The organism is Microbulbifer guangxiensis, from assembly GCF_021729075.1.
GTDB classification, from domain to species: Bacteria; Pseudomonadota; Gammaproteobacteria; order Pseudomonadales; family Cellvibrionaceae; genus Microbulbifer; species Microbulbifer guangxiensis.
In genome coordinates this window covers 418,834-441,268 of record NZ_JAJSAQ010000001.1, presented here as the reverse complement: position 1 = coordinate 441,268, position 22,435 = coordinate 418,834, and the positions used below count along the sequence as shown (strand labels likewise).

Annotated in this window: 23 protein-coding genes; 15 read left to right on the top strand and 8 right to left on the bottom strand. The window is 61.1% G+C overall.

What is annotated here, in order from left to right; translation table 11 throughout:
- Positions 1-62: 62 nt before the first annotated feature.
- Positions 63-701 carry a TetR/AcrR family transcriptional regulator gene (locus LVD12_RS01905; RefSeq protein ID WP_237065228.1) on the top strand — a complete coding sequence of 213 codons (639 nt, stop codon included), beginning with the start codon at positions 63-65 and terminating at the stop codon, positions 699-701.
- Between the two features lie 246 nt (positions 702-947).
- Complete coding sequence (locus tag LVD12_RS01900; protein ID WP_237065227.1) at positions 948-3,464, top strand: M48 family metalloprotease; 2,517 nt, start codon at positions 948-950, stop codon at positions 3,462-3,464.
- Between the two features lie 28 nt (positions 3,465-3,492).
- Here the strand turns inward: LVD12_RS01900 and yciH are convergent, their stop codons facing one another.
- Positions 3,493-3,822, bottom strand: a complete 330-nt coding sequence (gene yciH / locus LVD12_RS01895; protein WP_237065226.1) for a stress response translation initiation inhibitor YciH — start codon at positions 3,820-3,822, stop codon at positions 3,493-3,495.
- 178 nt (positions 3,823-4,000) lie between these two features.
- Between yciH and LVD12_RS01890 the strand changes: the two genes are divergently transcribed.
- Positions 4,001-4,852 carry an ion transporter gene (locus tag LVD12_RS01890; RefSeq protein ID WP_237065225.1) on the top strand — a complete coding sequence of 284 codons (852 nt, stop codon included), beginning with the start codon at positions 4,001-4,003 and terminating at the stop codon, positions 4,850-4,852.
- Between the two features lie 16 nt (positions 4,853-4,868).
- On the opposite strand, the gene LVD12_RS01885 is transcribed toward LVD12_RS01890, so the two are convergent.
- A complete protein-coding gene (locus tag LVD12_RS01885; protein WP_237065224.1) occupies positions 4,869-5,333 on the bottom strand; it encodes a PaaI family thioesterase in 465 nt (154 codons plus the stop codon).
- Positions 5,334-5,430: 97 nt separating this feature from the next.
- On the opposite strand from LVD12_RS01885, the gene LVD12_RS01880 reads away from it, so the two are divergent.
- The 7 genes from LVD12_RS01880 (at position 5,431) to LVD12_RS01850 (ending at position 10,754) form a co-directional block, all read left to right on the top strand.
- Positions 5,431-6,576: a serine hydrolase domain-containing protein gene (locus tag LVD12_RS01880; protein WP_237065223.1), complete on the top strand. Its 1,146-nt coding sequence runs from the start codon at positions 5,431-5,433 to the stop codon at positions 6,574-6,576.
- Positions 6,577-6,804, top strand: coding sequence for a SlyX family protein (locus tag LVD12_RS01875; RefSeq protein WP_237065222.1), 228 nt, complete (start codon positions 6,577-6,579; stop codon positions 6,802-6,804). It begins immediately after the preceding gene.
- 608 nt (positions 6,805-7,412) lie between these two features.
- Positions 7,413-8,063 carry a YiaD family glycine zipper/OmpA-like lipoprotein gene (locus LVD12_RS01870; RefSeq protein WP_237065221.1) on the top strand — a complete coding sequence of 217 codons (651 nt, stop codon included), beginning with the start codon at positions 7,413-7,415 and terminating at the stop codon, positions 8,061-8,063.
- Positions 8,064-8,219: 156 nt separating this feature from the next.
- Positions 8,220-8,684: a hypothetical protein gene (locus tag LVD12_RS01865; protein ID WP_237065220.1), complete on the top strand. Its 465-nt coding sequence runs from the start codon at positions 8,220-8,222 to the stop codon at positions 8,682-8,684.
- A gap of 307 nt (positions 8,685-8,991) precedes the next feature.
- Positions 8,992-9,459: a hypothetical protein gene (locus tag LVD12_RS01860; protein WP_237065218.1), complete on the top strand. Its 468-nt coding sequence runs from the start codon at positions 8,992-8,994 to the stop codon at positions 9,457-9,459.
- 45 nt (positions 9,460-9,504) lie between these two features.
- Positions 9,505-9,912 carry a SpoIIAA family protein gene (locus tag LVD12_RS01855; protein WP_237065216.1) on the top strand — a complete coding sequence of 136 codons (408 nt, stop codon included), beginning with the start codon at positions 9,505-9,507 and terminating at the stop codon, positions 9,910-9,912.
- Positions 9,913-9,950: 38 nt separating this feature from the next.
- Entirely contained in the window at positions 9,951-10,754 is an 804-nt protein-coding gene (locus LVD12_RS01850) for a class I SAM-dependent methyltransferase (RefSeq protein WP_237065215.1), read from the top strand.
- Between the two features lie 38 nt (positions 10,755-10,792).
- Here LVD12_RS01850 and LVD12_RS01845 read toward each other — a convergent pair whose 3' ends face one another.
- The 4 genes from LVD12_RS01845 to LVD12_RS01830 all read right to left on the bottom strand — a co-directional run bounded on the left by LVD12_RS01845 (position 10,793) and on the right by LVD12_RS01830 (position 17,035).
- A complete protein-coding gene (locus LVD12_RS01845; protein WP_237065214.1) occupies positions 10,793-12,178 on the bottom strand; it encodes an L-serine ammonia-lyase in 1,386 nt (461 codons plus the stop codon).
- A 165-nt stretch (positions 12,179-12,343) separates the two neighbouring features.
- Positions 12,344-13,321, bottom strand: coding sequence for a tRNA 5-methoxyuridine(34)/uridine 5-oxyacetic acid(34) synthase CmoB (gene cmoB, locus LVD12_RS01840; protein ID WP_237065213.1), 978 nt, complete (start codon positions 13,319-13,321; stop codon positions 12,344-12,346).
- A 35-nt stretch (positions 13,322-13,356) separates the two neighbouring features.
- On the bottom strand, positions 13,357-14,100 hold the full coding sequence (gene cmoA / locus LVD12_RS01835; protein WP_237065212.1) for a carboxy-S-adenosyl-L-methionine synthase CmoA: 744 nt from the start codon (positions 14,098-14,100) through the stop codon (positions 13,357-13,359).
- Between the two features lie 19 nt (positions 14,101-14,119).
- The gene (locus LVD12_RS01830) at positions 14,120-17,035 is read right to left on the bottom strand and encodes an insulinase family protein (RefSeq protein ID WP_237065211.1); all 2,916 of its coding nucleotides are present in this window, start codon (positions 17,033-17,035) and stop codon (positions 14,120-14,122) included.
- A 226-nt stretch (positions 17,036-17,261) separates the two neighbouring features.
- Here LVD12_RS01830 and LVD12_RS01825 point away from each other — a divergent pair, with 226 nt between their 5' ends.
- Genes LVD12_RS01825 through LVD12_RS01815 form a run of 3 tightly spaced genes read left to right on the top strand, consistent with a single transcriptional unit; the run spans position 17,262 to position 19,093 of the window.
- Positions 17,262-17,975, top strand: coding sequence for a DUF599 domain-containing protein (locus LVD12_RS01825; RefSeq protein ID WP_237065210.1), 714 nt, complete (start codon positions 17,262-17,264; stop codon positions 17,973-17,975).
- 1 nt (position 17,976) lies between these two features.
- The gene (locus tag LVD12_RS01820; protein ID WP_237065209.1) at positions 17,977-18,315 is read left to right on the top strand and encodes a nucleotide pyrophosphohydrolase; all 339 of its coding nucleotides are present in this window, start codon (positions 17,977-17,979) and stop codon (positions 18,313-18,315) included.
- Positions 18,293-19,093 (top strand): methyltransferase domain-containing protein, encoded by an 801-nt coding sequence (locus LVD12_RS01815; RefSeq protein ID WP_237065207.1) that lies wholly within the window; start codon positions 18,293-18,295, stop codon positions 19,091-19,093. Before LVD12_RS01820 ends, LVD12_RS01815 begins: the two co-directional genes overlap by 23 nt.
- Before the next feature lie 4 nt (positions 19,094-19,097).
- Here the strand turns inward: LVD12_RS01815 and LVD12_RS01810 are convergent, their stop codons facing one another.
- Together LVD12_RS01810 and LVD12_RS01805 are read right to left on the bottom strand one after the other, a co-directional pair.
- Positions 19,098-19,616, bottom strand: coding sequence for a J domain-containing protein (locus LVD12_RS01810; RefSeq protein ID WP_237065205.1), 519 nt, complete (start codon positions 19,614-19,616; stop codon positions 19,098-19,100).
- A gap of 41 nt (positions 19,617-19,657) precedes the next feature.
- Positions 19,658-20,944, bottom strand: a complete 1,287-nt coding sequence (locus LVD12_RS01805) for a porin (RefSeq protein WP_237065203.1) — start codon at positions 20,942-20,944, stop codon at positions 19,658-19,660.
- A gap of 169 nt (positions 20,945-21,113) precedes the next feature.
- Between LVD12_RS01805 and LVD12_RS01800 the strand changes: the two genes are divergently transcribed.
- Entirely contained in the window at positions 21,114-21,737 is a 624-nt protein-coding gene (locus LVD12_RS01800) for a class I SAM-dependent methyltransferase (RefSeq protein ID WP_237065201.1), read from the top strand.
- Positions 21,738-21,746: 9 nt separating this feature from the next.
- Entirely contained in the window at positions 21,747-22,376 is a 630-nt protein-coding gene (gene msrA, locus LVD12_RS01795) for a peptide-methionine (S)-S-oxide reductase MsrA (protein ID WP_237065199.1), read from the top strand.
- Positions 22,377-22,435 lie beyond the last annotated feature (59 nt).

The window sequence follows — 22,435 nt, the reverse complement described above, 5'->3', positions numbered from 1 at the left end:
TGGAGAGGCGGGATTGTGGTGAGGACAGGTTGGTGGTGAGGAGCGAGGCTGGCAAAAAACAAGTGGCAGTCCGTGGGGCAGGGCAGGACGGTGTGTATGAGGACCGCACGCTGATCGATCAGCTGGTGGCTGACGGGGAACTGTCGGACCCGGCGTCGACCCGCGGGCGACTGCTCAACTGTGGCGCGCGGCTGTTCCAGCAGAAAGGGTTTGCCCGCACTACCGTGCGTGATATCGGTGCCGAAGTGGGGATTCTGTCGGGCAGTATCTTTCATCACTTCAGCAGCAAGGAAGAGATCCTCCGTTGCGTGATGGAAGAGGTCATCCGTTTTGCCCGGGCCCGCATGGCTGCAGCTGTGGCTGCTGAGGAAGATCCGCGGGATCAGCTGCGCGCCTGTATTCGCTGCGAGCTGGAGGCCGTGCACGGTCACTCTGTACCGGGTTTCTCCATCCTGGTGCTGGAGTGGCGCAGCCTGTCCAGCGAGAGCCAGGCCAGCGTTCTGCGACTGCGCGACAGCTATGAACAGATCTGGCGCGAGGTCTTCACCAGGCTGGGGCGTCCGCTGGACGACCCGGCATTGAGCCGCCGGCTGATCCAGGGCGCAATTGCACACACCCACAACTGGTTCAGGCCGGAAGGCAAAACCCTCTCCCTGGAGGGGCTTTCAGGCCAGATCCTCGCGGTTTTCGCCCCTGAATAGAGCCGCTCGTGGTGCGGCTCCGGACAAAACCGCAATCGCATTTGGTGACACCAATCCCTTCTCCCTCTCAGGGCATCCGTGATCTGCATCGCAAAATCCTTGCGATAGACCCCGTTGCCCTGTCAGTTGAGAACCAGTCCCCACTCAGGATCGGCCAGATCTTTTAGTCTCCGGGTTCTTTCCCGAATCTTTTTCAATTCCCGCGCCGCCTCCTTTCCCGGTTCGGCGGGGACTCCGGAGTGACTGATGTCTGGCCAGGAACTGTTCCAGATCGTTTCCACAGGAAAAACCCTGCGCAGCAGGCCTGCAGAGGAAGTCGTCGAGGCCGCGGCCCACCTGTTCAAGATACCGGTGCCCCAGGCCCAGCGGCTGATGCTGAAGGGCTGGGTGATCAAGGACCGGCTGACTCGCGCGAGCGTGGTCAATTATCAGACCCGGCTGCACCAGCTTGGTCTCAAGATCGCCGTGTGCCCGGCCGGGAAATACGATAACCGGGCCCTGGTCGCCAGGATTCAGGCGGCAAGTCAGCGCCGCAACCGCCGCAAGGCAGGGAACGCGGAGGAGCCGGCTGCCCCCGCGACGAAAGCGAACGCCGCAGAGCGCCGCCCGGCGACGAGCGGCGGCGACAAGGTCGCCAGCAATGTCAGCAACAATGAAGGTGAGCGTCGTGCACTCGAGGGCTTGGGAGCGCTCTTTGCCACCGATCATCGCCCGCGCCAGCCGGCAAGCGACTGGCTGGCCCTGTTGCCGGGTGTGATAGGGGCGGCCATTGTACCGGCGGCATTTGCCCTTGGCGCCGCTGCGCTACTGATAACAGCCATCGGCGCACTGTGGGAAATTCCTGCATCGCTGATTGCCGGGGAGTTCAGTCCCTCGGTGGTCATTGGGGTGCTGGCCAGTCTGCTGCTGTCCGCGTTTGCAGCAGCGTTCACGGTCGTGCCTTTTTTTCTGGCGGATCCGGACCTGGATGAAACCCTCCCCGGTGAGCGTCGCTCTCTCCAGCGGGCGGAGGCGCCACAGCTGTTCCTGCTGCTGCAGGCGCTGTCGGAGCGTGCCGGCTTGCCGATGCCCGGGGAGATCCGGGTAAGCCGTGGCGGTGATGTGACGGCCGGGGCAAACCTGAAGCAGTGCTGGCGGCAGCAACCGGCCCTGAGTGTCGGACTTTCAGCGGTCAGGGCCTATTCCGGTGGCGAGCTTCTCGGTCTGTTGTCTCGCGCGCTGGGGCTTTACGCCGGCCGGGGCTGGGCACTCGTTACCTGGTTGGTATTGGGGACTGCCCGCAGGCTGCAGTTCTTGCAGGCAGCTTTTGAGGACGGCCGGGTATTCCCGGCAGCAGAGCAGGGTTCTTTGCTGCAGCGGATAGATCGAATCCTGGGTTATGGCGCGCGCCCGTTGGCGCCGGTAGTCGATCGCCTGCTTGCGCTGCACCAGCGCCTCGGGCAGCAGGCTGCGCGGCGGCTGCAGCGCCGGGCGGATCGCTGGTGCGCCGCCATGATTGGCAGCGAGGCATTCAGCGGTTTTGCCGACAAGTGGCAGCAGGTGGTTCACTCGGCGTTGATTGCCTCGGAAGCCAACCGTGAGGCGGCAATCATTGATCAGCGCCTGGAAGATTTCCCGGCCGCAGTGGTGTGGCTTCGTGAGCAGCTGGACGATGAGACCCGGGACAACCTGGAACTGGCAATGACCCATGCCTCGGATCCCTGGGATGCCGCCGCACCTGCCGATATCAATCGGATTGCTGATGTTGAGGCGGCCCACGCGGAGCCCATGCTGCGGGGCAGCTTCTCGCCGGAAAAACTGCTCCCGGCAATGCTGCAGCTTTGCCGGGATGTCAGCGCTCTGGGCGAGGTTGGAGCCTCCCCGGTAGGGCACCTGCAGTTGCTGGCCGCGAGCCGGGAGGCCGAGGAGTCGATGCAGGTGCTGCAGGAATATTTCAACCGGATCGTGCCGCTGCGGGTACTTTCACTCGCACTACCCCAGGGTGATGAGTCTGCCGTTATGGACCTGCAGGAGTGCATCGACTGGCTCCGCGGCAAGCTGGTGGAGTTGCGGGAATACCAGGAGCGGCTGGCTGAGCTGGAGGAGCGTGGTGCCTTGATGCAGCTGGGCAGGATTCTGGTCCGGGCGCAGCTACCGATCGAGGCTGGAAATTACCGGCTGTGCGGTACAACCCTGTCTGCGGCCGATGAGAGCATCAGCGATAATCGCGCCCGTCGCCGCGATCTGGAACAGCAGATCCGCGTCATTCACTCCGTGTTTGCCCTGCGTATCGAGCGGGCCCGCGAGCTGATGGCCGAAGGCGAGTCCGCAGCGGTTGGCCAGCGGTTTGGTGTGCTGCATGAGCTCGAGTCACTCGCGCCCAGGATGGCAAGTCTCGACCTGCTGGCAAAAAGCCTCGGGTTGGCTCTCGAGCGGCTCGACGGCAAGCGGGACATGCGTGCGGTGAACGAGCGCCTGGCTGACCTCGCCCGTGGCGAGTGGCAAGCCTTGCGGGCAGAGATAGGCAAGGGCAGACACCTGCAGGGCGGGGATCTCCTTTCGCGCCTGGATCAGCGTGTTGGTGAAGTCAGTCAAGAGGCGCTGCCTGGGGATCGGCCTGGACAGGAGGCGGTACTGCGACAGCTTCAGTCACAATTGAAAACCGCCTCCGCACTGATCCTGGAATACTACCGAATTCAGCTGGCGGCGGTGCTGTCACCCTGTCTTGCCCTGGAGCGAAGCAACAAAATGCGGCCGCTGCGGCTGATTGCTGTATCGGCATGATGCTGCGGGGCGGCTGGCGGCGGTTTCTTCAGCCGCCGGCCAGCTTGACCTTGAATCCCTTGCCCTCGAGAAGCGCCAGCACTTCAGACTGCTTGTCACCCTGTATTTCGATGACGCCGTCCTTCAGGGCACCGCCACAGCCGCAGCGCTTCTTCAGCTCTGCCAGCAAAATTTTCAGCTCGCCATCCGTGCCGGGTAGACCCCGTACACAGGTGACGCCTTTACCCTTGCGACCCTTGGTCTCGCGTTGTATGCGCACGACGCCATCGCCTTGCGGGCGACGCTCTGGTTCAGCCTCCTCTTTGATCCGACCCCGGTCGGTGGAATAAACCAGTCGGCTGTTTTTGTCCTTGCTCATGTCAAAACTTCTGTTCTTGGCGCTCTTTCAGAGCCCTGCGGCCCTGCTCAGGTTGGCGGGGATGGTACGTCCTGCTTGCGGTGCTGTCGAGCCGCGGCAAGCCCCGGCCTGACCCGGCAGCCACGATTCTGGCGGCCGGTCGAGTAGAGCGCTATAGTGCACCTTTCCAGGAGGGACTATGGCTCTGACCGGCAAGCGCAAATGGCTCAATGAGGTGATATTCGGGACGGATACTCCCGCGGGAAAGAATTTCGATGTTTTCCTGATCTGGGCCATTCTGATCAGTGTGCTGTTGGTGTTGCTGGTCTCCGTCAAAAGTATCGAGGCGCGCTACGGCCAAGAGCTTTTCATCCTCGAGTGGGTTTTTACAGCGCTGTTCACGGTGGAGTATTTTCTCCGCATCTACTGCGCGGTGGACCGCCGGCGTTATATTTCCAGTTTCTACGGCATAGTGGACCTGCTGGCGATCCTGCCCAGTTACCTGGCGCTGGTCTTCGCCGGGGCGGGCTACCTGCTGGTGATCCGCCTGCTGCGTGTGTTGCGCATCTTCCGGGTACTGAAGCTGGTGCGCTACCTGCGTGATGCCAACCTGCTGATGCGGGCCCTGTGGCAGTCGCGCCGAAAGATCCTGGTTTTCTATTCCGGCATGTTGGTGATAGCCACCCTGTTCGGTGCACTCATGTTCGTGGTGGAGGGACCGGGTAACGGCTTTACCAGCATCCCCAAGAGTATCTACTGGGCAATCGTCACCGTCACCACGGTCGGTTATGGCGATATCAGCCCTCACACGACCCTGGGCCAGGCGATTGCATCGCTGACCATGCTGATCGGTTACTCCATCATTGCTGTGCCCACCGGCATCGTTACCGCTGAGCTCGCTTCCGAGCTCGGGCGTGAGCGCAGCCTGAGCCGCTGTGACAACTGCAGTCGTGCCGGCCACGATATGGATGCCGAGTATTGCAAGTTCTGTGGCTACAAGCTCGCGGAAGTGGAGGCGCTCGATGAGGACGAGTGGAGCCGGGGTGGCTGAATAACCGCAGCCGGCACTACCAGTTATCGGGCACCCGAACAGCAATCACATCAGCTGTGGCGCAAACCTGCCCTCCGCTTTTCAATTCACAGCTCAGACGGGTCTTGCGCTCGCTTCGCTCGAGGATCTTCGCGGTCAGCTCCACCGGTTCGTCGATGCTTGCCGGGGCCCGGTACTGCACATCCAGTCTGCCGGTCGCATACCAGATCTTGTCCCCGGTCCCGGTTTCCCGGCCAGCCTGCCGATAGCCGTCTGCTATGGCGGTACAGATGGTATGGCAGTCCATCACCGTGGCAATGATGCCGCCGTTCAGATACTGGGTCGGCCCCGCGCAGTGGTGTGGGGCCGGGCTGAATTCACAGATGCTCTCGTCTTCGCCGGTCCAGTAACTCTTGATCTGCAGCCCGCGATCGTTTTCCGGTCCGCAACCATAGCAGTGGTTGTCTGGAATCTGGTCCTGGATGGCTGGCCGTTCACGCATGTTCTCTCTCCTTATAATTGAGGCGTGATGCTAACCATTTGCGCTGATGGAGTGAAGAAATTACCCTTGCGGCCCAATTTTGCGGTGGAACGAATCAATGGAAGTCTCTGGTTACTGTGCCCCGGGTTTTGAGTCCATTTACCGGGCATTTGCCGATAATTTTCGCGAGCGGGGCGATACCGGCGCTGCGCTGGCCGTGCGGCAGTACGGTGAGACCATCATCTCGCTCTGGGCCGGCAGTGCCGACCGCCAGGACAGGACTCCGTATACCGAAGACACCATAGCCAACGTGTTTTCTTCCTCCAAGGGCGTGCTCGCCCTGTTGGCCCTGCAGCAAGTGGCCGAGGGCAAGCTGGAGCTGGATCGGCCAGTGGCCGATTACTGGCCGGAGTTCGCGCAGGGCGGCAAGGGGCAGGTGACACTGCGGCAGCTGCTGAGCCACCGCGCCGGGGTGGTGGCTTTTCAGGATAAGGTCGCCGATGAGCTGATTTACGACTGGGACGCGGCCTGTGTCCAGGTGGCCGCCAGTGAACCCTGGTGGGCCCCGGGTAGCCGGCAGGGTTATGCGCCGTTCCTGTATGGGTGGACTGTCGGCGGTTTGCTGGAGCGTGCGACCTCCACCTCCATCGGAGATCTCTACCATCAGTTCCTGGCGGATCCGCTGGGATTGCATGGCGGATTCGGGGCGGTGGGCCACCAATCAGCCCGAATTGCCGATGTCGCTCCGCTGAAAAAACCATTGCCGGAGTTGCGGGAAAATGCCATCAGCCGGGCGATCAAGGCCGATCGTTCCAGCGCGGTTGCCATGGCATTCAGCAATCCGGTAAGCCTGGTGATGGGCACCAACAGCCGGGAGTGGCGGGAGGCCGTGATCCCTGCCGCCAATGGGCACTTCAGCGCCCTGGACCTGGCAGCGGTCTATGGCGAGCTGGCGCGTGAGGATGCCAGCATCCTGCCGCGAGAGCTGATCGAGGAGGCCACCAGTGAGCAGAGTCATGGCCACGACGCGGTGCTCCAGGCCGAGGTGAGCTTCGGTTGCGGCTTTATCCGCAGTGGCGCAGCAGCTGATCTTCGCTTCGGCGGTCCCCGCGGCTTCGGTCACCCCGGCGCTGGCGGCAGTGTTGGATTTGCCGATCCAGAGCGAGAAGTCGGCTTTGGTTACGTGACTACGCGACTCGGCCAGAGCCTGTTCATGGATCGACGCGCCGTCGGCTTGTTGGAACAACTCTACGGGATGCTCTAAATGAGTGCAGAAATCGACGACCTCAAGCGGCGCGTGGAAGAGCTCGAAACCCGGCTGGCATTCCAGGAGGATACCCTGGCCCAGCTCAACGATGTCATCGCCAAGCAGGACACCAGCATCCGCTGGTTGGTCGGGCGACTGAAGGAGTTGGGGGACAAGTACCAGGATCTCTCCTATGAGGTACAGGGTGGTCAGAAACCGGGGGAAGAAAAGCCGCCTCATTACTGAGGCGGCCTGGCCGGGGAGGCACGGATGTCCTTATTGAGGGCAGTGAGTTGTACTGCCGTCCAGTAATGCGTTTCCGTTATTTGAAATTGTCATGGCAAGATCAAATTATTCTTAAAAATTTCCATCTCCTTCCCAAGTCAAGAGTTGACAAAATCTTTTCCACATGAGATTCGCCTGTTGAGGCGGTACCTTGCGGTGGCTTAATAATTGGTACGCAATGCCGTGGAAATTCCATAACTTACTGTTTTCTAAGGAAAAACTGTTCACGACTAAAAATTGCGCAAACTGCTGGGAATCAGGAATCGCGCCGTCTGGCATCGCCTTTTCCCGATTCTTGCACAGAGTTATCCACAGAAGTTGTGGAAAGAGAGTACCCTCGTGGCCCTGGCCGCGTTTTCGCCTCGTCTGATTCCAATGAGTGAGATAAACAGGATTTTGCGCACTGGGCGCTAGACGAATATTCGCTTTCCGCCTAGGCTTCCTCCCCTGAATCGGGGGGGCGATTCAGCTTCGAGTCAGGTGAAACCGGGATACTTCCGGCATCTTTCGGGGCAAGCATCTCCCTGAACGAGACCCGTTCATCCAAATAAGCGTTAGGAGAACCTTACATGAAAAAATGGGTAGCAATTCTCGCACTGGGCTCACTGGTCGGTTGTAGCACCCTCGATCCGTACACCGGCGAGAGCAAGACCAGCAATGCCGCAAAAGGGGCAGGTGCCGGTGCTGTTGCGGGAGCCATCATCGGTGCGGCTACCGCCAGTGACAAGGACCGCAAGAAAGGTGCCATTACCGGTGCCGTGGGCGGTGCAGCCATCGGCGGCGGAATCGGCTACTACATGGACCGCCAGGAGATGGCCCTGCGCCAGCGCCTGGAAGGTACCGGTGTGCGAGTCCAGCGCGAGGGCGACAACATCCGCCTGATCATGCCTGGCAACATTACCTTTGCCACTGACCGTGCCGATATCCGCACTGACTTTTACGACACACTGGACTCTGTGGTGATCGTGCTCAAGGAGTTCGACCAGACCGCGATTCGTGTAAGCGGCCATACAGACAGCACGGGTTCTGATGTCTACAACCAGACCCTGAGCGAGCGTCGCGCCAACTCCGTGGCCAACTTCTTTACCGGTCGCGGCGTTGCCAGCGGTCGTGTTCAGGCCGTCGGTTACGGCGAGCGGTACCCGCTGGCGAGCAATGACAGTGACGCTGGCCGCCAGGCCAACCGCCGCGTGGAACTGGAGTTGCTGCCGCTCAAGTAATATGAGACAAAACGGGCAGGACCCGTTGTCTTGTGACTTGGCAAAGGGCACCTCGGTGCCCTTTGTTGTATCTGTGTCGCGGGTGGGCCCGATGTGGTGCCCGACCGGGCAATGCCCAGTGAGGGAAACCCCGTAAAAGGAAGAGGGGAGTTGGCAATGAATTTTCAAATACATCAGTGGCTGCATGCGGCACTGGCGGCGATCCCGCTGCTATGGCTTTCCCCGGTTTTCGCCGCGAGTGAGCAGGGCGGGCAGGCATTGCCAGGCGAGGGTCTGGAGAGCCGTTACCAGCAGGCCTCCCTGGTGGCCCGGGTCCAGATCTCCGGCATTCACCGCGATGTGGACAACGCTCTCTCCGAGCCCGGCATGGTTGCGGTTCGTGGCTATGTCTATTCGGCAGTCTCACGACGTCTCTGGAAGGGGGAGGCGACACAGCTGCTGGCTTTCCGTCTTGGGCTGGAGGCTTGCCAGACCAAGCTGCGCGAGGGAGAGCATTACATCATCTTTGCGGCACCGGACACGTACGGACGCCTCCAGCTCGACAGTTGTGAGGCCGCGGTGCCAGAGACCGAGGCTGCCGGGCTGCTGGCCCAACTGGATCAGATTGCCAGACAGGGCTGACCCCAAGAGCACCCCATCCACTTGCGCTGCGTGGGCCCTGAGCACTGGCCCGCGCGCCCCCGTTAAAACCCATCCGAATAAGCACTAGAACGCTTACAGCAATCCAAACTTTCCTGTTGGAACATTGTTCCTTGAAGAAAGAGAATGCCGGGTTATTCTTATCAATATTGGCGTGAGCTTCTTCCACTGCGTTTTGAGTGTCGAACTGCTCCCGCGCCATTGGTCTGGAACCGGCTGAAGGGCAGCCGCCACATGACGGTCTCCAGTGTCGCGATCACGCAACAGCCAGGGGTCACAAGGTGGGTTTATGAGAAAACTACTGCTTCCTTTGATAATTTTGCTGCTGATAATCGGCTATTTCATGTCTCGCGGCGGCGATGACACCGCCAGGGATGCTTATGACTCGATGGAGTCTCCTTCCGGTGAAACCATTCAGGACGAAAGTCCCCAGGGTGACACCATGGATACCCCGCCGGATGGTATGGGTACTCCGGACTCCACCACACCACCGGACGCCGACCAGCCGGATACCGTGCCACCGGGCACTCAGGACATGACTCCGCAGGACAAGAGCGTGGGTCAGGAAGCCGAAGAGGCCCTCGAGGCAACCGGTGAGGCGATCGACCGCGCTGCAGAGGAGACCGGTGAGGCGCTCAGGGAAGCCGGTGAAGCCACAGAGCGCGCAGTCGAGGAGACCGAGGAGGCCGCGAAGGGGGCTATGGACAAGCTGCGCGGCGACGAAAACAAGTCCGGTGATGAGCCTCAGGGCAACTGAGGCGGACACGGGGCTGCCGTATCCCGGCAGCCTGGGTGACAGCCGGTGCCGCGCTCCCTGCGCGGCACCGGCTATTATCTTTTCATGATCGAGCATCGCTGGCACCAGGATCACGGTATCCTGGAAGTTGAACCCCACGGCCCTCTGCAGGCATCCGACTTTTCCCTGCTCGCCGAGCAGGTCGATCCTGTGCTGCGGGAGCGAGAACTTCTCAGTGGGTTGCTGATCAACGGCAGTGACTTTTCGGGTTGGGAAGACTTCAGCGCCTTGCTCTCCCACTTCCGCTTTGTGCGGGAACACCATCGCCACATCCACAAAGTGGCGGTGCTGTCGGATCACTCTTTGCTGCGACTGATGCCGGCGCTGGTCAGTCATTTTGTCAGTGCGGAAGCGCGGCCCTTTTCCCTCAGGGAGAGGCGGGAAGCGCTGGAGTGGCTGGCTGCACCGGGTTAGCATCCGGGCCTACCGAATAATCCAGAGCCCCGAACGCCGTGAGTGAAGTCCTGGCCGTCGTCGCTGCTGACGAAAGTTGTGCAGAGTCTGCCCAATCCCTTGCCTCAGCGCTTTCCCTCCCCTACCTGGGGGTCTTGTTGCCCACCGAAGTAGAGAATTTTCTCCAAGTCCTGCTTGCCGGGGATGCCCTGCAGCTCTGCGCCACGGGCCGCAAGGCGCCCGGCCCGGTCTGGGTGGATTTCGTGGGTGGTGCCGTTGCCCACCGTCGCAAGTTCGGCGGCGGCAAGGGACAGCAAATCGCCAAGGCCGTGGGCGTGCGCAGCGGATTTTATCCCCGGGTCGTTGATGCTACCGCCGGGCTCGGGCGTGACGCCTTCGTATTGGCATCACTCGGCTGCGAGGTTGTCATGTTGGAGCGCAATCCGGTGGTCAGGGCGTTGCTCGACGACGGGTTGCGCCGGCTGCGGGAGGCGGCCGAGACTGACGGAGAGCTGACCCCGATTGCGGCACGGCTGACGCTCGATGACTCCGGGCGCTCTGCAACTGAATGGCTGGGTGAACAGCCAGCGGAATCGATCCCGGTGGTGTACCTGGACCCGATGTTTCCGCAACGGGATAAGAGTGCGAAGGTTAAAAAAGAAATGGTGGCTTTTCACCAGTTGGTGGGTAGCGATGAAGACGCCGACGCACTGCTGGAGCCGGCCTATGCTGCGTGCTACTACCGCACGGTGGTCAAGCGGCCACGGCTTGCCCCCTTTCTGGCGGGGCGCAAGCCGTCGCTCTCACTGGAGGGCAAGTCGGGTCGCTTTGATGTGTATACCAGGCACGGACTGCCCCGCTGAAAAGAGTATCCAGACTGGCGGGGCAGGGGAGAGTTACGTCAGCAGTTGACCGCATTGACGGCCAGACCGCCGAGCGATGTCTCCTTGTACTTGCTCTGCATATCGATCCCCGTCTGGCGCATGGTCTCAATGACGCTGTCCAGCGGCACGATATGCGCCCCGTCACCCCGCAGGGCGAGGCGGGCACCATTGATGGCCTTCACTGCGCCCATGGTGTTGCGTTCGATACAGGGCACCTGTACCAGTCCGCCAATGGGGTCGCAGGTGAGGCCCAGGTTGTGTTCCATGCCGATCTCGGCGGCATTCTCGATCTGCTGGTTGCTTCCCCCCTGGACGGCCGCGAGACCGGCCGCAGCCATGGAACAGGCGACACCGATCTCTCCCTGGCAGCCGACTTCCGCAGCGGAGATGGAGGCATTACGCTTGAACAGCATGCCGATGGCGCCGGCAGTCAGCAGGAACTCGACCACCTGTTCGCGAAGGTCACCATGTTCCGCCGGGTCGTGGACGAAGTTCACGTAGTAGGCGATGACCGCCGGTATGACACCGGCCGCACCGTTGGTAGGGGCGGTGACGATGCGGCCCCGAGCGGCGTTTTCCTCATTAACCGCGAGGGCGTAGAGGCTGACCCAGTCCAGGATCGCCAGGCCTTTCCGGCGCTCCTCATCGGATTGCTTACTGAGTTCCCGGTACATCTCCGCGGCGCGCCGACGCACTTTCAGGCCGCCGGGTAGCAGGCCCTGCTGGTGACAGCCGCGCTCAATCGAGGCTTCCATCACCTTCCAGATATTCCACAGCTGGGCTTTCACCTCTTCCTCACCGCGGAACGCCTTTTCGTTGGCCATGGCAAGCTCCGCAATGGACCAGCCGTGGCGTTCACACAGATCCATCAGTTGTTGCCCGCTGGCAAACTCAAACGGCAGCACGGTGGCGATCTGGTCTTTGTGCGCGAAGTCGTCCTCGGACAGCACAAAGCCGCCGCCGATGGAGAAATAGCTGCGCTCGAACAGCATGTCGTCGCCGGCGAAGGCCCGGCAGGTCATGCCGTTGGCATGCTGGGGCAGGAACTCTTCCTTGTGAAACAGCAGGTCACGGTCGCGCTCGAAAGGGATTTCATGGGTACCGGCGAGATTGAGCCGCTGCCCTTCTTCGATGGTCCGCTGCTTGGTCTCGATGGTGTCGACGTCGATCGTGTCAGGCGCTTCGCCCAGCAGGCCCATGAGCACAGCCATATCCGTGCCGTGGCCGATACCGGTGAGCGCCAGGGAGCCATACAGGTGCACCTCGACGCGGGTCGTCTGCGCCAGCTGCTCGCGGGTTTGCAGGTCCTGCACAAACTGGCGCGCTGCCACCATTGGCCCCACGGTGTGGGAGCTGGATGGTCCAACGCCGATCTTGAACAGCTCGAATACGCTGATGCTCATAGGCTGGTGTGCTCCGCTGATCTGGCAGCTTGGTAGTCATTCATGCGGGCAAATTCGCTGATGCGAAGCGCGCAATCAAGGGGCTGGCCCCCATTCCATAGAATATTCTACCGGTGCGACATTTGGCGGAGTTTGTGTGGATGGATATCCGGCTGCCCGGACAAACTATTGCGCGTTTGCGACCAGAACCGCCCTTTTGGGCGCGGGGTGCCCCTCGATGGTGCGTGTGGGATCCCCGGGGTCGAGAAAGTCTGCCAGGGACTCGTAGCGCATCCAGTCGGTGCGCCGCTGCTCCCTGAGGCTGGTGGTGTCCACGTCCACGGTGCGCGGGTCCTCAAAGCCGCACTTGCGCAGCCAGCTCTCCAGGGTTTCGCAGGTGGGCAGGAACCAGACGTTGCGCATCTTGGCGTAGCGGCCTTCCGGGACCAGGCATTCTCCGGGTTCACCGTCGATGACCAGAGTTTCCAGTACCAGCTGGCCTCCCGGCCTGAGGGTTTCGCGGAGCTCCCGCAGGTGGTCCATGGGTGAGCGCCGGTGGTAGAGCACGCCCATGGAGAGCGTGGTATCGAATGCGCGCAGGTTCTCCGGCAGCGCTTCGATGCCCAGCGGAAGCAGGTCAACCCGCTGCTCACTGCCGAGGTATTTCTTCATGGCATAGAACTGGGCGACATATTTTGCCGACGGATCGATGCCGATGACCTGCCGTGCGCCCGCGCCGAGCAACCGCCAGCAGTGATAGCCATTGCCGCAGCCCACATCGAGCACAAGGCGGTTCTGTAATGGCGCCAGGTGCGGTGCGATACGGTCCCACTTCCAGTCGGAGCGCCACTCGGTATCGATATGCAGGCCGAATAACTGCCAGGGACCCTTGCGCCACGGATGCAGGGCCCGCAGCGCGGCTTCCAGCTGCTGCTGCTGTTCCCGGCTGATCTCTTCCACCGCCCCCGCGCTGACTTCCTTTTCCAGCTCTACCTGACCGGGTGTGATATCGGGGAGTGCCTCCAAGGCAGCCCGCCAGTCCGGCAGGTCGCCCCAACGGTGCGGACTCAACCCGGCAGCTACCTGGGCGGGCAGTTTGGCCAGCCAGGAGTGCAGGGCAGGGATGTGTTGGAGATCCCCGTACAGCCGGGTGTAGTCGATCATCGGTTTCCGTTCTTGTGTGAGGCGTTTCGGTGCGGTCAGTCCGCAGCGCGTGCCTTGATCGCGATCATGGAGGCGAAATTGAAGCACTGGAACCAGACATCGACACTGCTGAAGCCCACGCCCTTCAGGCGTTCACGGTGGCGGTCGAGGGTTTCCGGAATCAGCACATTTTCCAGCGCCGTGCGTTTCTGGGCGATCTCCATTTCGCTGTAACCATTGGCGCGCTTGAACGAGTGGTGCAGGTCGATCATCAGCTGCTCGTGGTCCGGATCACTGAACGCGACTTTTTCAGAGAGGATCAGTACACCACCAGGGCGCAATCCCTGATAGATCCTGCGGAGGATCGTCTCCCGCTCCTCCACCGGAATAAACTGCAGGGTGAAATTGAGTACCACGACGGAGGCATCCTCGATGGCCACGTCCTGCAGGTTGCCGCAGATCAGCTGTACCGGAATCTGGCCGCTGTCCGCGTCCAGAACCGCACGGGCGCGTTCTGTCATCGCCGGGGAATTGTCCACGGCGATGATTTCGCAGCCTGCCGCGGGGATGCGGTGGCGCATGGCCAGGGTGGCTGCACACAGGGAGCTGCCCAGATCGTAACAGCGGCTGCCGGCCTGGGCATAGCGCTCGGCCAGGGTGCCGATCATCGCCACGATGGTGGTGTAGCCGGGCACCGAGCGCTGGATCATGTCCGGAAAAACTTCGACCACGGACTGATCGAAGCGGAAGCCGGTCACATCCCCCAGTGGGTTGGCGTAGATGTTGTCTCTTTTCGTCATCGTGAGAATCGCCGGTTTTTTACTGCAGCTTTTCTTCCTCGAGACCCAGCTCGAGGCCTGCCTCAAGCCCCTGGGAACCCGTAACAACAGCAGTGCTGGCCAGATCTGGCTTCAGGTACGTTGAGCCAACGCGCTGCAGGTCTGCCAGCGTTACTTCGGTGACGCGGCGGCGGAATTTTTCGCGGATCTCATGTGTGCGTCCGTACAACTCGGAGTGGAAGGCCTTCTTGGCTTCGCCCGCGGGGGAGCCGGGCTTGTCGAGGCCTCCCACGACGCCGAGGATCGCCTCCTCCACCTGCGACTCCTGGTGTTTGCCGTCCTGCAGCCACTCCAATGAAGCATCGAAGTCCCTGAGCGTCTCTTCCATACGCGGATCGCGATAGGAGTAAAAACGGAATACCCCCAGGTTGCTGTCGTGACTGGCCCCACCGCCGTAGGCACCTCCCTGCTCGCGGATAGTGCGGTGCAGGAAACCGTTGCGGAGGAACCCGCCCAGCACCGCCAGCGGCGCAGCATCTGCGTGCACCATGGGTACGGTGGCATAGGCTTTGGCGCAGAAGTTGACCTGACTGTTGGTCAGCCAGACCTGGTGGATACGGTGCGGATCGAAGGGAGCGTTGGACATGGGGGAATGTCCCTCGGCTGCGGTGACCAGCGGCATCATCGCCTGGCTGAACTCCGGCAGCTTGTCTTCCTCGCCGATCAACAGGAAGCGGCGTTCGGCGCTGCGGATTTTGTCGTGAATCGCCTGAAGTTTCCCGGCCAGTTTTTCCAGCGCGTGCGGGTTGTCAAAACTGCGGGCCATGGCCTTCAGCTGGCGCAGGCCGAGCAGGCCACCGGTAGCGTGGCTCTCGTGTGCCGCGCGGTTGTAGCCGGCGCTGGCTGCCGCCATGGCGAGTGCATGTCCATTGCCGACCACACCCTGCTCGCGGCGGGCGAGGGTCTGTAGCAGTAACTCTTTGATGCGCGGCAGTTCGTCGAAACGCACTTCCTCGATCGTGGCCTGCATCAGTTCGGTCAGTGCCGACTGGTTCGGAGCCAGCGCCTTGCCGGAGAGCACAAAATGGCCGCTGAGTTTGTGCAGGTCATCGATGTCGGTGCGGCTGCTGCTGAAGCCGTGCAGGGCGCCGGCAACACGGGTCTGCCACTGCTGCACCTCGAGGTAGTCGCGGTCCCCCAGACCCAGTTCACTCAGGACCTGGCAGTAGTAGGGCAGCAGCTGTTTTTCCTCTTCGGTCAGGTCGGGTAGGGCGCACACCAGTTGCTGGTAGACAAGGCCATTGGTGCCAGCGCTGTAACGGGTAAGTTTCTGCCCGCCCAGTTCGACCGTTTCACCATCCACCCTGGGCATGTCCGGCGGAATATCCTCGACGCCGACCTTCGGCAGGATGGTGGGGTCGTCCTCGCGCTGCTGGCGATCCAGCAGGGCCTTTGCTGTCTCGACGATGCGTTGCTTTTCCTCGTCGCTCAGCCGGGATTTGATTTCTGACAGTCGCGCCTTTTCCGCCACAGAGCGGCGGTCGGCGAGGTCTTCATCCGGTGAAAGCACCAGACGCACCCGGTGGTGGTTTTCCAGCAGCAGCTTGCGCGCAGTGTCTGCAATGAAACGCGGGTCCTTGATCTGCTCGCGCAGCTTTTCCAGTGTGGCATCGATGTTCAACAGGCCGATGGCGTCACCGCGGTGGGTTGCACCGGTGAGGGCGGTCAGGATCAGCTGTAAACCAAACGGGAAACCGTCGCCGGTGATCTCGCGCTGCTGCAGCTCGAGCTGGTGCAGGCTGGCGGCCACCTGCTCATACGGGATGCCGTTCTTCGCCACGTCCTCGAGTACTTCGATCACCTGCTTTTCAAACTCGTCGGCGCGGTCGCGCTCGCTGCCCTCGATACCACAGACGAAGACCAACTCGCGCTGGGAATCATCCAGGCCCACCAGGGGAGAAGGGGCGGTGCCAAGGTCCGTGGTCTCCAGCAGCTTCATCAGCGGCGAGGCGCTGTTGTCCAGCAGCACCCCGGCCAGCAGGTGCGCCGTCAGGGCTTCCTCGAGATCTGTGACATCCCCCAGCAGCCAGCCGAGCACGATGTGGGTCTTCTCTTTCAGGCCCTCGTCATCACTCAGCGGGTAGTGCTCCTCGACCGCAATGGGAGACAGGTAACGCTTCTCACGGCCCACGGCGATTGTCTTGTCCAGCGGATCGAACTTGTGCAGCGCCTGCTCTTCGAAGGCCGCCTGGTGTTCCGCCGCCGGGATATCACCGTAGGTCATGAAAATGGCGTTACTGGGGTGGTAATGGGTGCGGTAGAAACTCTGCAGCTGCTGATAGGTAAGCTCGGGGATGTCCGCCGGCTCACCGCCGGAGTTGTAGTGGTAGGTGGTTGTCGGGAACAGATATTTGCTCAGGGTCTGCCACAGCTGTGAGCTCACCGAGCTCATGGCGCCTTTCATTTCGTTGTAAACAACGCCCTTGTAGACCAGTTCGCTGTCCGGATTACCGGGTTCCGCGAATTCCAGCCGGTGACCTTCCTGGGCGAAATCGAGCGGGTCGAGCTTGGCAAAAAACACCGCGTCGAGGTAGACGTCCAGCAGGTTGGCAAAGTCCTTGCGGTTCTGGCTGGCAAAGGGATAAGCGGTCCAGTCGGAGCTGGTGAAGGCATTCATGAAAGTGTTGAGCGAACGCCGTATCATCATGAAGAACGGATCGCGCACCGGATACTTGTCGCTGCCACACAGGGCAGTGTGTTCCAGGATATGTGCCACGCCGGTGGAATCCTGCGGCACTGTGCGCAGCGCCACCAGAAAGACATTCTCTGCATTGTCGGCGGCGATATGCAGGTGCTGGGCACCGGTCTTGCGATGACGGTACTCGAATACCTCCACGCCGAGGGACTCGATTTTCGCGCTGGTGACTCGTTCGAAGGCGGGATGTTCGTTACTCAAGAGACAGCTCCGTGTGACTTTTTTCTACCGGCCGGCGCGTGGGAAGTCGCCGCCGAGCCCGGTCGGGTGCTTGATTCGGTGCCCGGGTAACCCCGAGAAGCCCTTTGCGTGGGCACTATTCTACCTTCGGGGGACAGCGCAAAAACAGTGTTGACAAGGGGCTCGATGGGGCGAAAACTGCGTCGCCTGTCGGCAGCATAAATGTAGACGAACACGGAGAGAGAGGTTGACCTGGTTGGATCTCGCCAGCTTGACTGGTTTTTTGGTGACCTGGGCCGGGTACACGGTCTTTGCGCGTAAGCGGGCCAAGGTTGCCTGGTGCCTCGCTTCATCCCTGCAATGGTATCGGGTGGAGTGGATGCTGCGTATGCTGGAGCGCGATATGCGCATGCCGGATACGGCGATCATCGGCAACCTGGAGCGGGTGATCGGTTTCTTCGCCTCCACCAGCATCCTGATCCTCGCGGGTCTCGTCACTGCCCTGACAGCCAACAAAGCGGCGATCGAGGTACTGAGTACCTTGCCCTTCGCTGAGCCCACCTCGGTTGCGCTGTTTGAGCTGAAAGTTCTGCTGCTGATCTTTATCTTTATCTTTGCTTTCTTTAATTTCACCTGGTCGCTGCGCCAGTATTCCTTCGCCAATGTCCTGATAGGTGCCGCGCCCGCGCCGGATTCGGAGGATATGGATGCGGATGAGCGGCGCCGCTTCGCCATCAGTACTGCCAAGGTCATCGACCAGGCCGGCCACAGTTACAACTACGGCCTGCGCTCCTACTACTTCGCCATGGCGGTGATGGGCTGGTTCATTCATCCGCTGCTCTTCATCGCCAGTTATGTCACCGTGGTCGTTGTCCTCTATCGGCGGGAATTCCGTTCCCGTACCCTGCAGTCCATCCTTGCTGCAGAGGGAAAGACCCTGCACCCGGCCCGGGACAGATAATATGGAAAGCCAGCAGATTCTCGATGCCTTCGATGAGGTCGCCACGCGGCGTGGCTGGAGCCACCACCATACGCCCAAGAATCTCTGCATGGCCCTCTCCGTGGAGGTGGCCGAGCTGACGAGGCATTTCCAGTGGCGCTCGGATGATGAAATCAAGGCCTTGCTCCGGTCGGAGGAGGGCGGGGCCGTTGCGACAGAGCTGGCGGATATCCAGATGTACCTGCTGAAACTGGCCGCGACCCTGGGAGTGGACCTGGAGGCGGCGGTCGCGTCTAAAATCGCCGAGAACCGCCGCCGCTGTGAGGTGGTTGAAGGTAGTGACGACCGGGGCCCTGACTGACATGCAGGACCGCAACTTTGACGATCTGGCGCACCGGTTCAGGAGCCGGATCTACGGCGGCCTGAAGGGCGAAGTCCGCCTGGCCGTGCTGAACCGGGATCTGGCGCCGTTCCTCGGCGAGGCGCCGGGAGCACTGCGGGTACTCGATGCCGGAGGCGGCCAGGGGCAGTTTGCGCTGGACCTCGCGGAGGCGGGGCATCAGGTGACGATTGCCGATATCTCTGCCGCCATGCTGGAGCAGGCGCGGGAACATGCCCGCGATCGTGGGCTGGAGGGGCAGGTGGAGTTCCTGAATTGCCCGTTACAGGAATTGCCTGACTCTGCGGCACATTGTGATCGTGACCTGGTGCTCTGCCATGCCGTCCTCGAATGGCTGGCGGAACCGCACTCGGCCGTGGCCGCGTTGCGCCGGCTACTCAGGCCCGGCGGTTACCTTTCACTGACTTTCTACAATCGCCGTGCGCTGGAGTTCCGGTTGCTGCAGCGGGGCAGCTTCCGCCAGCTGGACCGTAATATCGACACCGGCTTCTGGGGCGGCCACCCGGGCAGCCTGACGCCACAGAATCCCCTTCGGCTCGAATGGGTGGAAGACTGGCTCGCCCAGCACGGGCTCCAGATCATCAGCCACAGCGGCATCCGCTGTTTCCACGATTACATGACACCTTCGATTCGTGAAAAGCTCCCGGCCGCCGCGATCGTGGAGAAAGAGCTGGAGTACAGCAGGGTGGACCCCTACCGGCAATTGGCGCGCTACGTGCACTTGCTGTGCCGCTGCTGAGCGATCAGAGATTTTTCAGCAGCAGTTCCTTGGCAGTATTGATGCGGGCGGCCAGGTAGTCGTTACCGCCTCGATCCGGATGGAGCTTCTGGATCAGTCGGCGGTGGGCAGCGATGATCTCGTCCCGGGTTGCCTGCGGCCCTACGTCCAGTACCTGGCGGGCCTCCTCTGGCGTCATCGGCGGCCCCTGACGTTGCTGTCCGTTGTCGCCTTCAGCGCCTTCCTGTTGCTGTTTTTCTCTTTGCCGGGCCTGGGCCCGCTGGGCGATCAGTGGTGCGATCCAGGGCAGGTGGCGACCAAGCCAGCGCAGAGTGGTACCGAGGATGGGCAGCACCAGCGCCACGGCGGCGCCCACCCAGTGCAGCCGGCCGGTAATGGCCAGCAGCACGGCCAGCAGGGCCACAGCAATGAGGGACCATTGCAGGAGGAGCTTGCGCCGTTGATGGGGCGGTGTCGCTTCGAACTTGCGCCAGGCAACCAGGGCGAAAATGCCCAGGGCGATCAGCAGGATAATTCTGGCCACAGGGTTGGCTTCCCTCTTTTGAAACCCGGGCGGCTAGATTATCAGATGTCGATGCGGAAACCGACGGCAATGACATCGTCGGCAAAGATGCGGCCGATTTCGTTGCTGTCGTCGATGGTGTTCTCTGTATAGAGGGTGATGCGTTCATTCCATTTGTAGTGGAAACCCAGGTAGTACTTGCGCAGCCGGAAGGAGTTCGCATCGATCAGTGCTTCCTCAAATTCCGGGTCGTCAGAGCGCAGGTAGTTGTGGCCTGCATAGACGGAGTAGCAGTCCCGTGCCCCCCAGGTATAAGTAAAGAGCGACTCTGAGCCCCTCGCATCAAAAAAATTGGCAATTGAGTCCACAGTCCCCTCTGGGGCCAGCTCGTTGTTCTGTGAGTGCTGATAGACGACGGCCCCATAGAATCCCTGTTGGTAGGGCCCCTTGCCGTAATTGATGCCCGCGATCCAGGCCCAGATATCCTCGCTGGCATTGAAGTTGTAGCTACTGGTGACGAGGACCGGTTCCAGGGGATCACTGATATCAAACACGCGGCCGCGTGTACTTTGCACGTCCACTCTCATGCGGTTGTATGCACTTCCGAATTCCAGTCCATCGCCAATATCCGCGCGATAGGTGAGAGAAACGGCATGGCCCAACTCGAACTCACAGTCACCCGGGGGGCACACCAGCTCGGTGTTTTCCGGTTCCAGCCCTTCGATATCCAGATCCAGACCGATCACATCCAGTTCCAGGCCCTGTGTATGCGCCTGGTACTGGAGGCCCAGCTGAAACTCACCACCAAACAGGTCCCAGCGCTTGCGCCAGGTAAGGGCGCTGTCGGCACGACCGGTACCGGTAACGCCGCCATCGGTACCCAGTGAATAGGCGCCGCTGCCCAGTCCACCAGAAATTTCATACCAGTCGGTCCATTCAGCGACGTCGTAGTAAATGCCCCACTGTTTTCCTACAGTGAAGTCACCCCAGCAGTCATGCTTGGCAAACCCGTGTCCCTGGCGCAGGAACAGGGAAAGATCCCGGTCTCCGAATGAGGCTTGCTGGTTACCCTGGATCAACAGGGGCGAAGCAGAGGAGATGGCCCTGACACCCCACTCCAGGTTGAATCCGGTATCCCAGTTTCTGTAAGCGGGCACATTGAGCCCGATGCGGATGCGGGAGGCGCCGTCCCGCATTTCTGTGTCGCCTTGAGCGTTGACCTGGTTCGCACTGAAATAGCCGGACATGTAAAGCGTGACTTCACCCGACTGGTAGATGGGCACTGCCTGAAGGTGCATGGATCCGGCGGCCATAAGACCGGTGAGACAGAGGCCAAATCTTGCGCGCATTCCCTTACCCGCTAAAACTTTTGTGCACTTACAGAGCACAACTTTCGCAAATGGTTTATGGCAATAAAGGTAGACCAAAGGACTGGAAAACGTCTTCGCAGGCGATACACTTGCGCCACTTGGCATTGGAACCTGAACCGAGCAGCCTGAGGAGACGTAAGGAAGCATCATGCCCGACTCGAATCATACCCGGCGCCTCTTTGGCCTGACCGTGCGCCAGAATGCTCACCCTGACATGCGTCGGCTGCGCCGGGAGGCGGGTGAACCCAGCCTGCACGGCAACAAGTTCTGGAAAAGTTCTTGTCTGACGATGGATTACCTGAAACGACACCCGCTGAAGCCCGGTGCGCGGGTGCTGGACCTGGGCTGTGGCTGGGGGCTGGGCGGAATCTTCTGTGCTAAACAGTTTGCCGCCAGGGTGACCGGACTGGATGCGGACCCCAGTGTCTTTCCGTTCGTGCACTACCATGCCGAGCTGAACGGCGTGACGGTGCAGACCTGGCGCTGTCGTTACGAGCGGGTCACTGGCGATGATCTGGCACGGTACGATGCCATTATCGGCACGGATATCTGTTTCTGGGACAAGCTGGAGGCGCCACTCTACAATTTGACACGCCGTGCCCTCAAAGCGGGGGTGGGGTGTGTGGTGCTGGCGGATCCCGGCCGTAGCCCTTTCCGTCGCCTTGCCGAGCGAGCGGAAGACAAACTGGGCGCTGAGTACCGGGAATGGACAGTCAAGCAGCCCATGAAAGCCACCGGATGTCTGATGATTGCCGGCCAAGCCGGCGGTTGAGGTTTACTGATGCAATACGACAAGTTCAAGATGCCCTGTGCAGACCAGATTCTGCCCGGTCGCCCCGAGCCCATGGAAATTACCAATGAGCACTTCGTCAATGGCCATCCGCTCAAGGAGCCGTTTCCGGAAGGCATGCAAGCGGCCATTTTCGGTATGGGGTGTTTCTGGGGGGTTGAACGATTGTTCTGGGAGATGGACGGGGTTTACACCACGGCCGCCGGGTATTCCGACGGCTGTACCGAAAACCCCAACTACGACGAGGTGTGCAGCGGCCGGACCGGCCACGCGGAAGTTGTGCTGGTGGTCTACGATCCGGAGAAAATCAGCTACGGTGACCTCCTGCAGGCATTCTGGGAAAACCACGACCCGACCCAGGGGATGCGCCAGGGCAATGACTTGGGTACGCAGTACCGCTCCTGTATTTTCTGTTTCGATGAGGAACAGCTTGAGCAGGCCCGCAAGAGCAAAGAGGCATTCCAGCAGGCACTGGCGGACAAGGGGCTCGGCGAGATTACGACTGAAATCGCCATGGCCAACCCGTTCTACTACGCCGAGGATTACCACCAGCAATACCTGGCGAAAAATCCCGAAGGTTATTGCGGCCTGGCGGGAACCGGTGCCTGCCTGATCCGCTGACCCGGCAGGAGCACAAGCCCCAGCAGCCCCTGCTGTGGAAAACAAAAAGCGCGCAGCTG

Coding starts and splice junctions, on each gene's coding strand:
- cmoB (WP_237065213.1), bottom strand. CDS start 13,321: ATGATCGACTACACCCGGCTGTACGGGGATCTCCAACACATCCCTGCC.
- LVD12_RS01880 (WP_237065223.1), top strand. CDS start 5,431: ATGGAAGTCTCTGGTTACTGTGCCCCGGGTTTTGAGTCCATTTACCGG.
- LVD12_RS01860 (WP_237065218.1), top strand. CDS start 8,992: ATGAGAAAACTACTGCTTCCTTTGATAATTTTGCTGCTGATAATCGGC.
- LVD12_RS01870 (WP_237065221.1), top strand. CDS start 7,413: ATGAAAAAATGGGTAGCAATTCTCGCACTGGGCTCACTGGTCGGTTGT.
- LVD12_RS01900 (WP_237065227.1), top strand. CDS start 948: ATGTCTGGCCAGGAACTGTTCCAGATCGTTTCCACAGGAAAAACCCTG.
- cmoA (WP_237065212.1), bottom strand. CDS start 14,100: ATGACGAAAAGAGACAACATCTACGCCAACCCACTGGGGGATGTGACC.
- LVD12_RS01885 (WP_237065224.1), bottom strand. CDS start 5,333: ATGCGTGAACGGCCAGCCATCCAGGACCAGATTCCAGACAACCACTGC.
- msrA (WP_237065199.1), top strand. CDS start 21,747: ATGCAATACGACAAGTTCAAGATGCCCTGTGCAGACCAGATTCTGCCC.
- LVD12_RS01890 (WP_237065225.1), top strand. CDS start 4,001: ATGGCTCTGACCGGCAAGCGCAAATGGCTCAATGAGGTGATATTCGGG.
- LVD12_RS01820 (WP_237065209.1), top strand. CDS start 17,977: ATGGAAAGCCAGCAGATTCTCGATGCCTTCGATGAGGTCGCCACGCGG.
- yciH (WP_237065226.1), bottom strand. CDS start 3,822: ATGAGCAAGGACAAAAACAGCCGACTGGTTTATTCCACCGACCGGGGT.
- LVD12_RS01875 (WP_237065222.1), top strand. CDS start 6,577: ATGAGTGCAGAAATCGACGACCTCAAGCGGCGCGTGGAAGAGCTCGAA.
- LVD12_RS01845 (WP_237065214.1), bottom strand. CDS start 12,178: ATGAGCATCAGCGTATTCGAGCTGTTCAAGATCGGCGTTGGACCATCC.
- LVD12_RS01865 (WP_237065220.1), top strand. CDS start 8,220: ATGAATTTTCAAATACATCAGTGGCTGCATGCGGCACTGGCGGCGATC.
- LVD12_RS01805 (WP_237065203.1), bottom strand. CDS start 20,944: ATGCGCGCAAGATTTGGCCTCTGTCTCACCGGTCTTATGGCCGCCGGA.
- LVD12_RS01800 (WP_237065201.1), top strand. CDS start 21,114: ATGCCCGACTCGAATCATACCCGGCGCCTCTTTGGCCTGACCGTGCGC.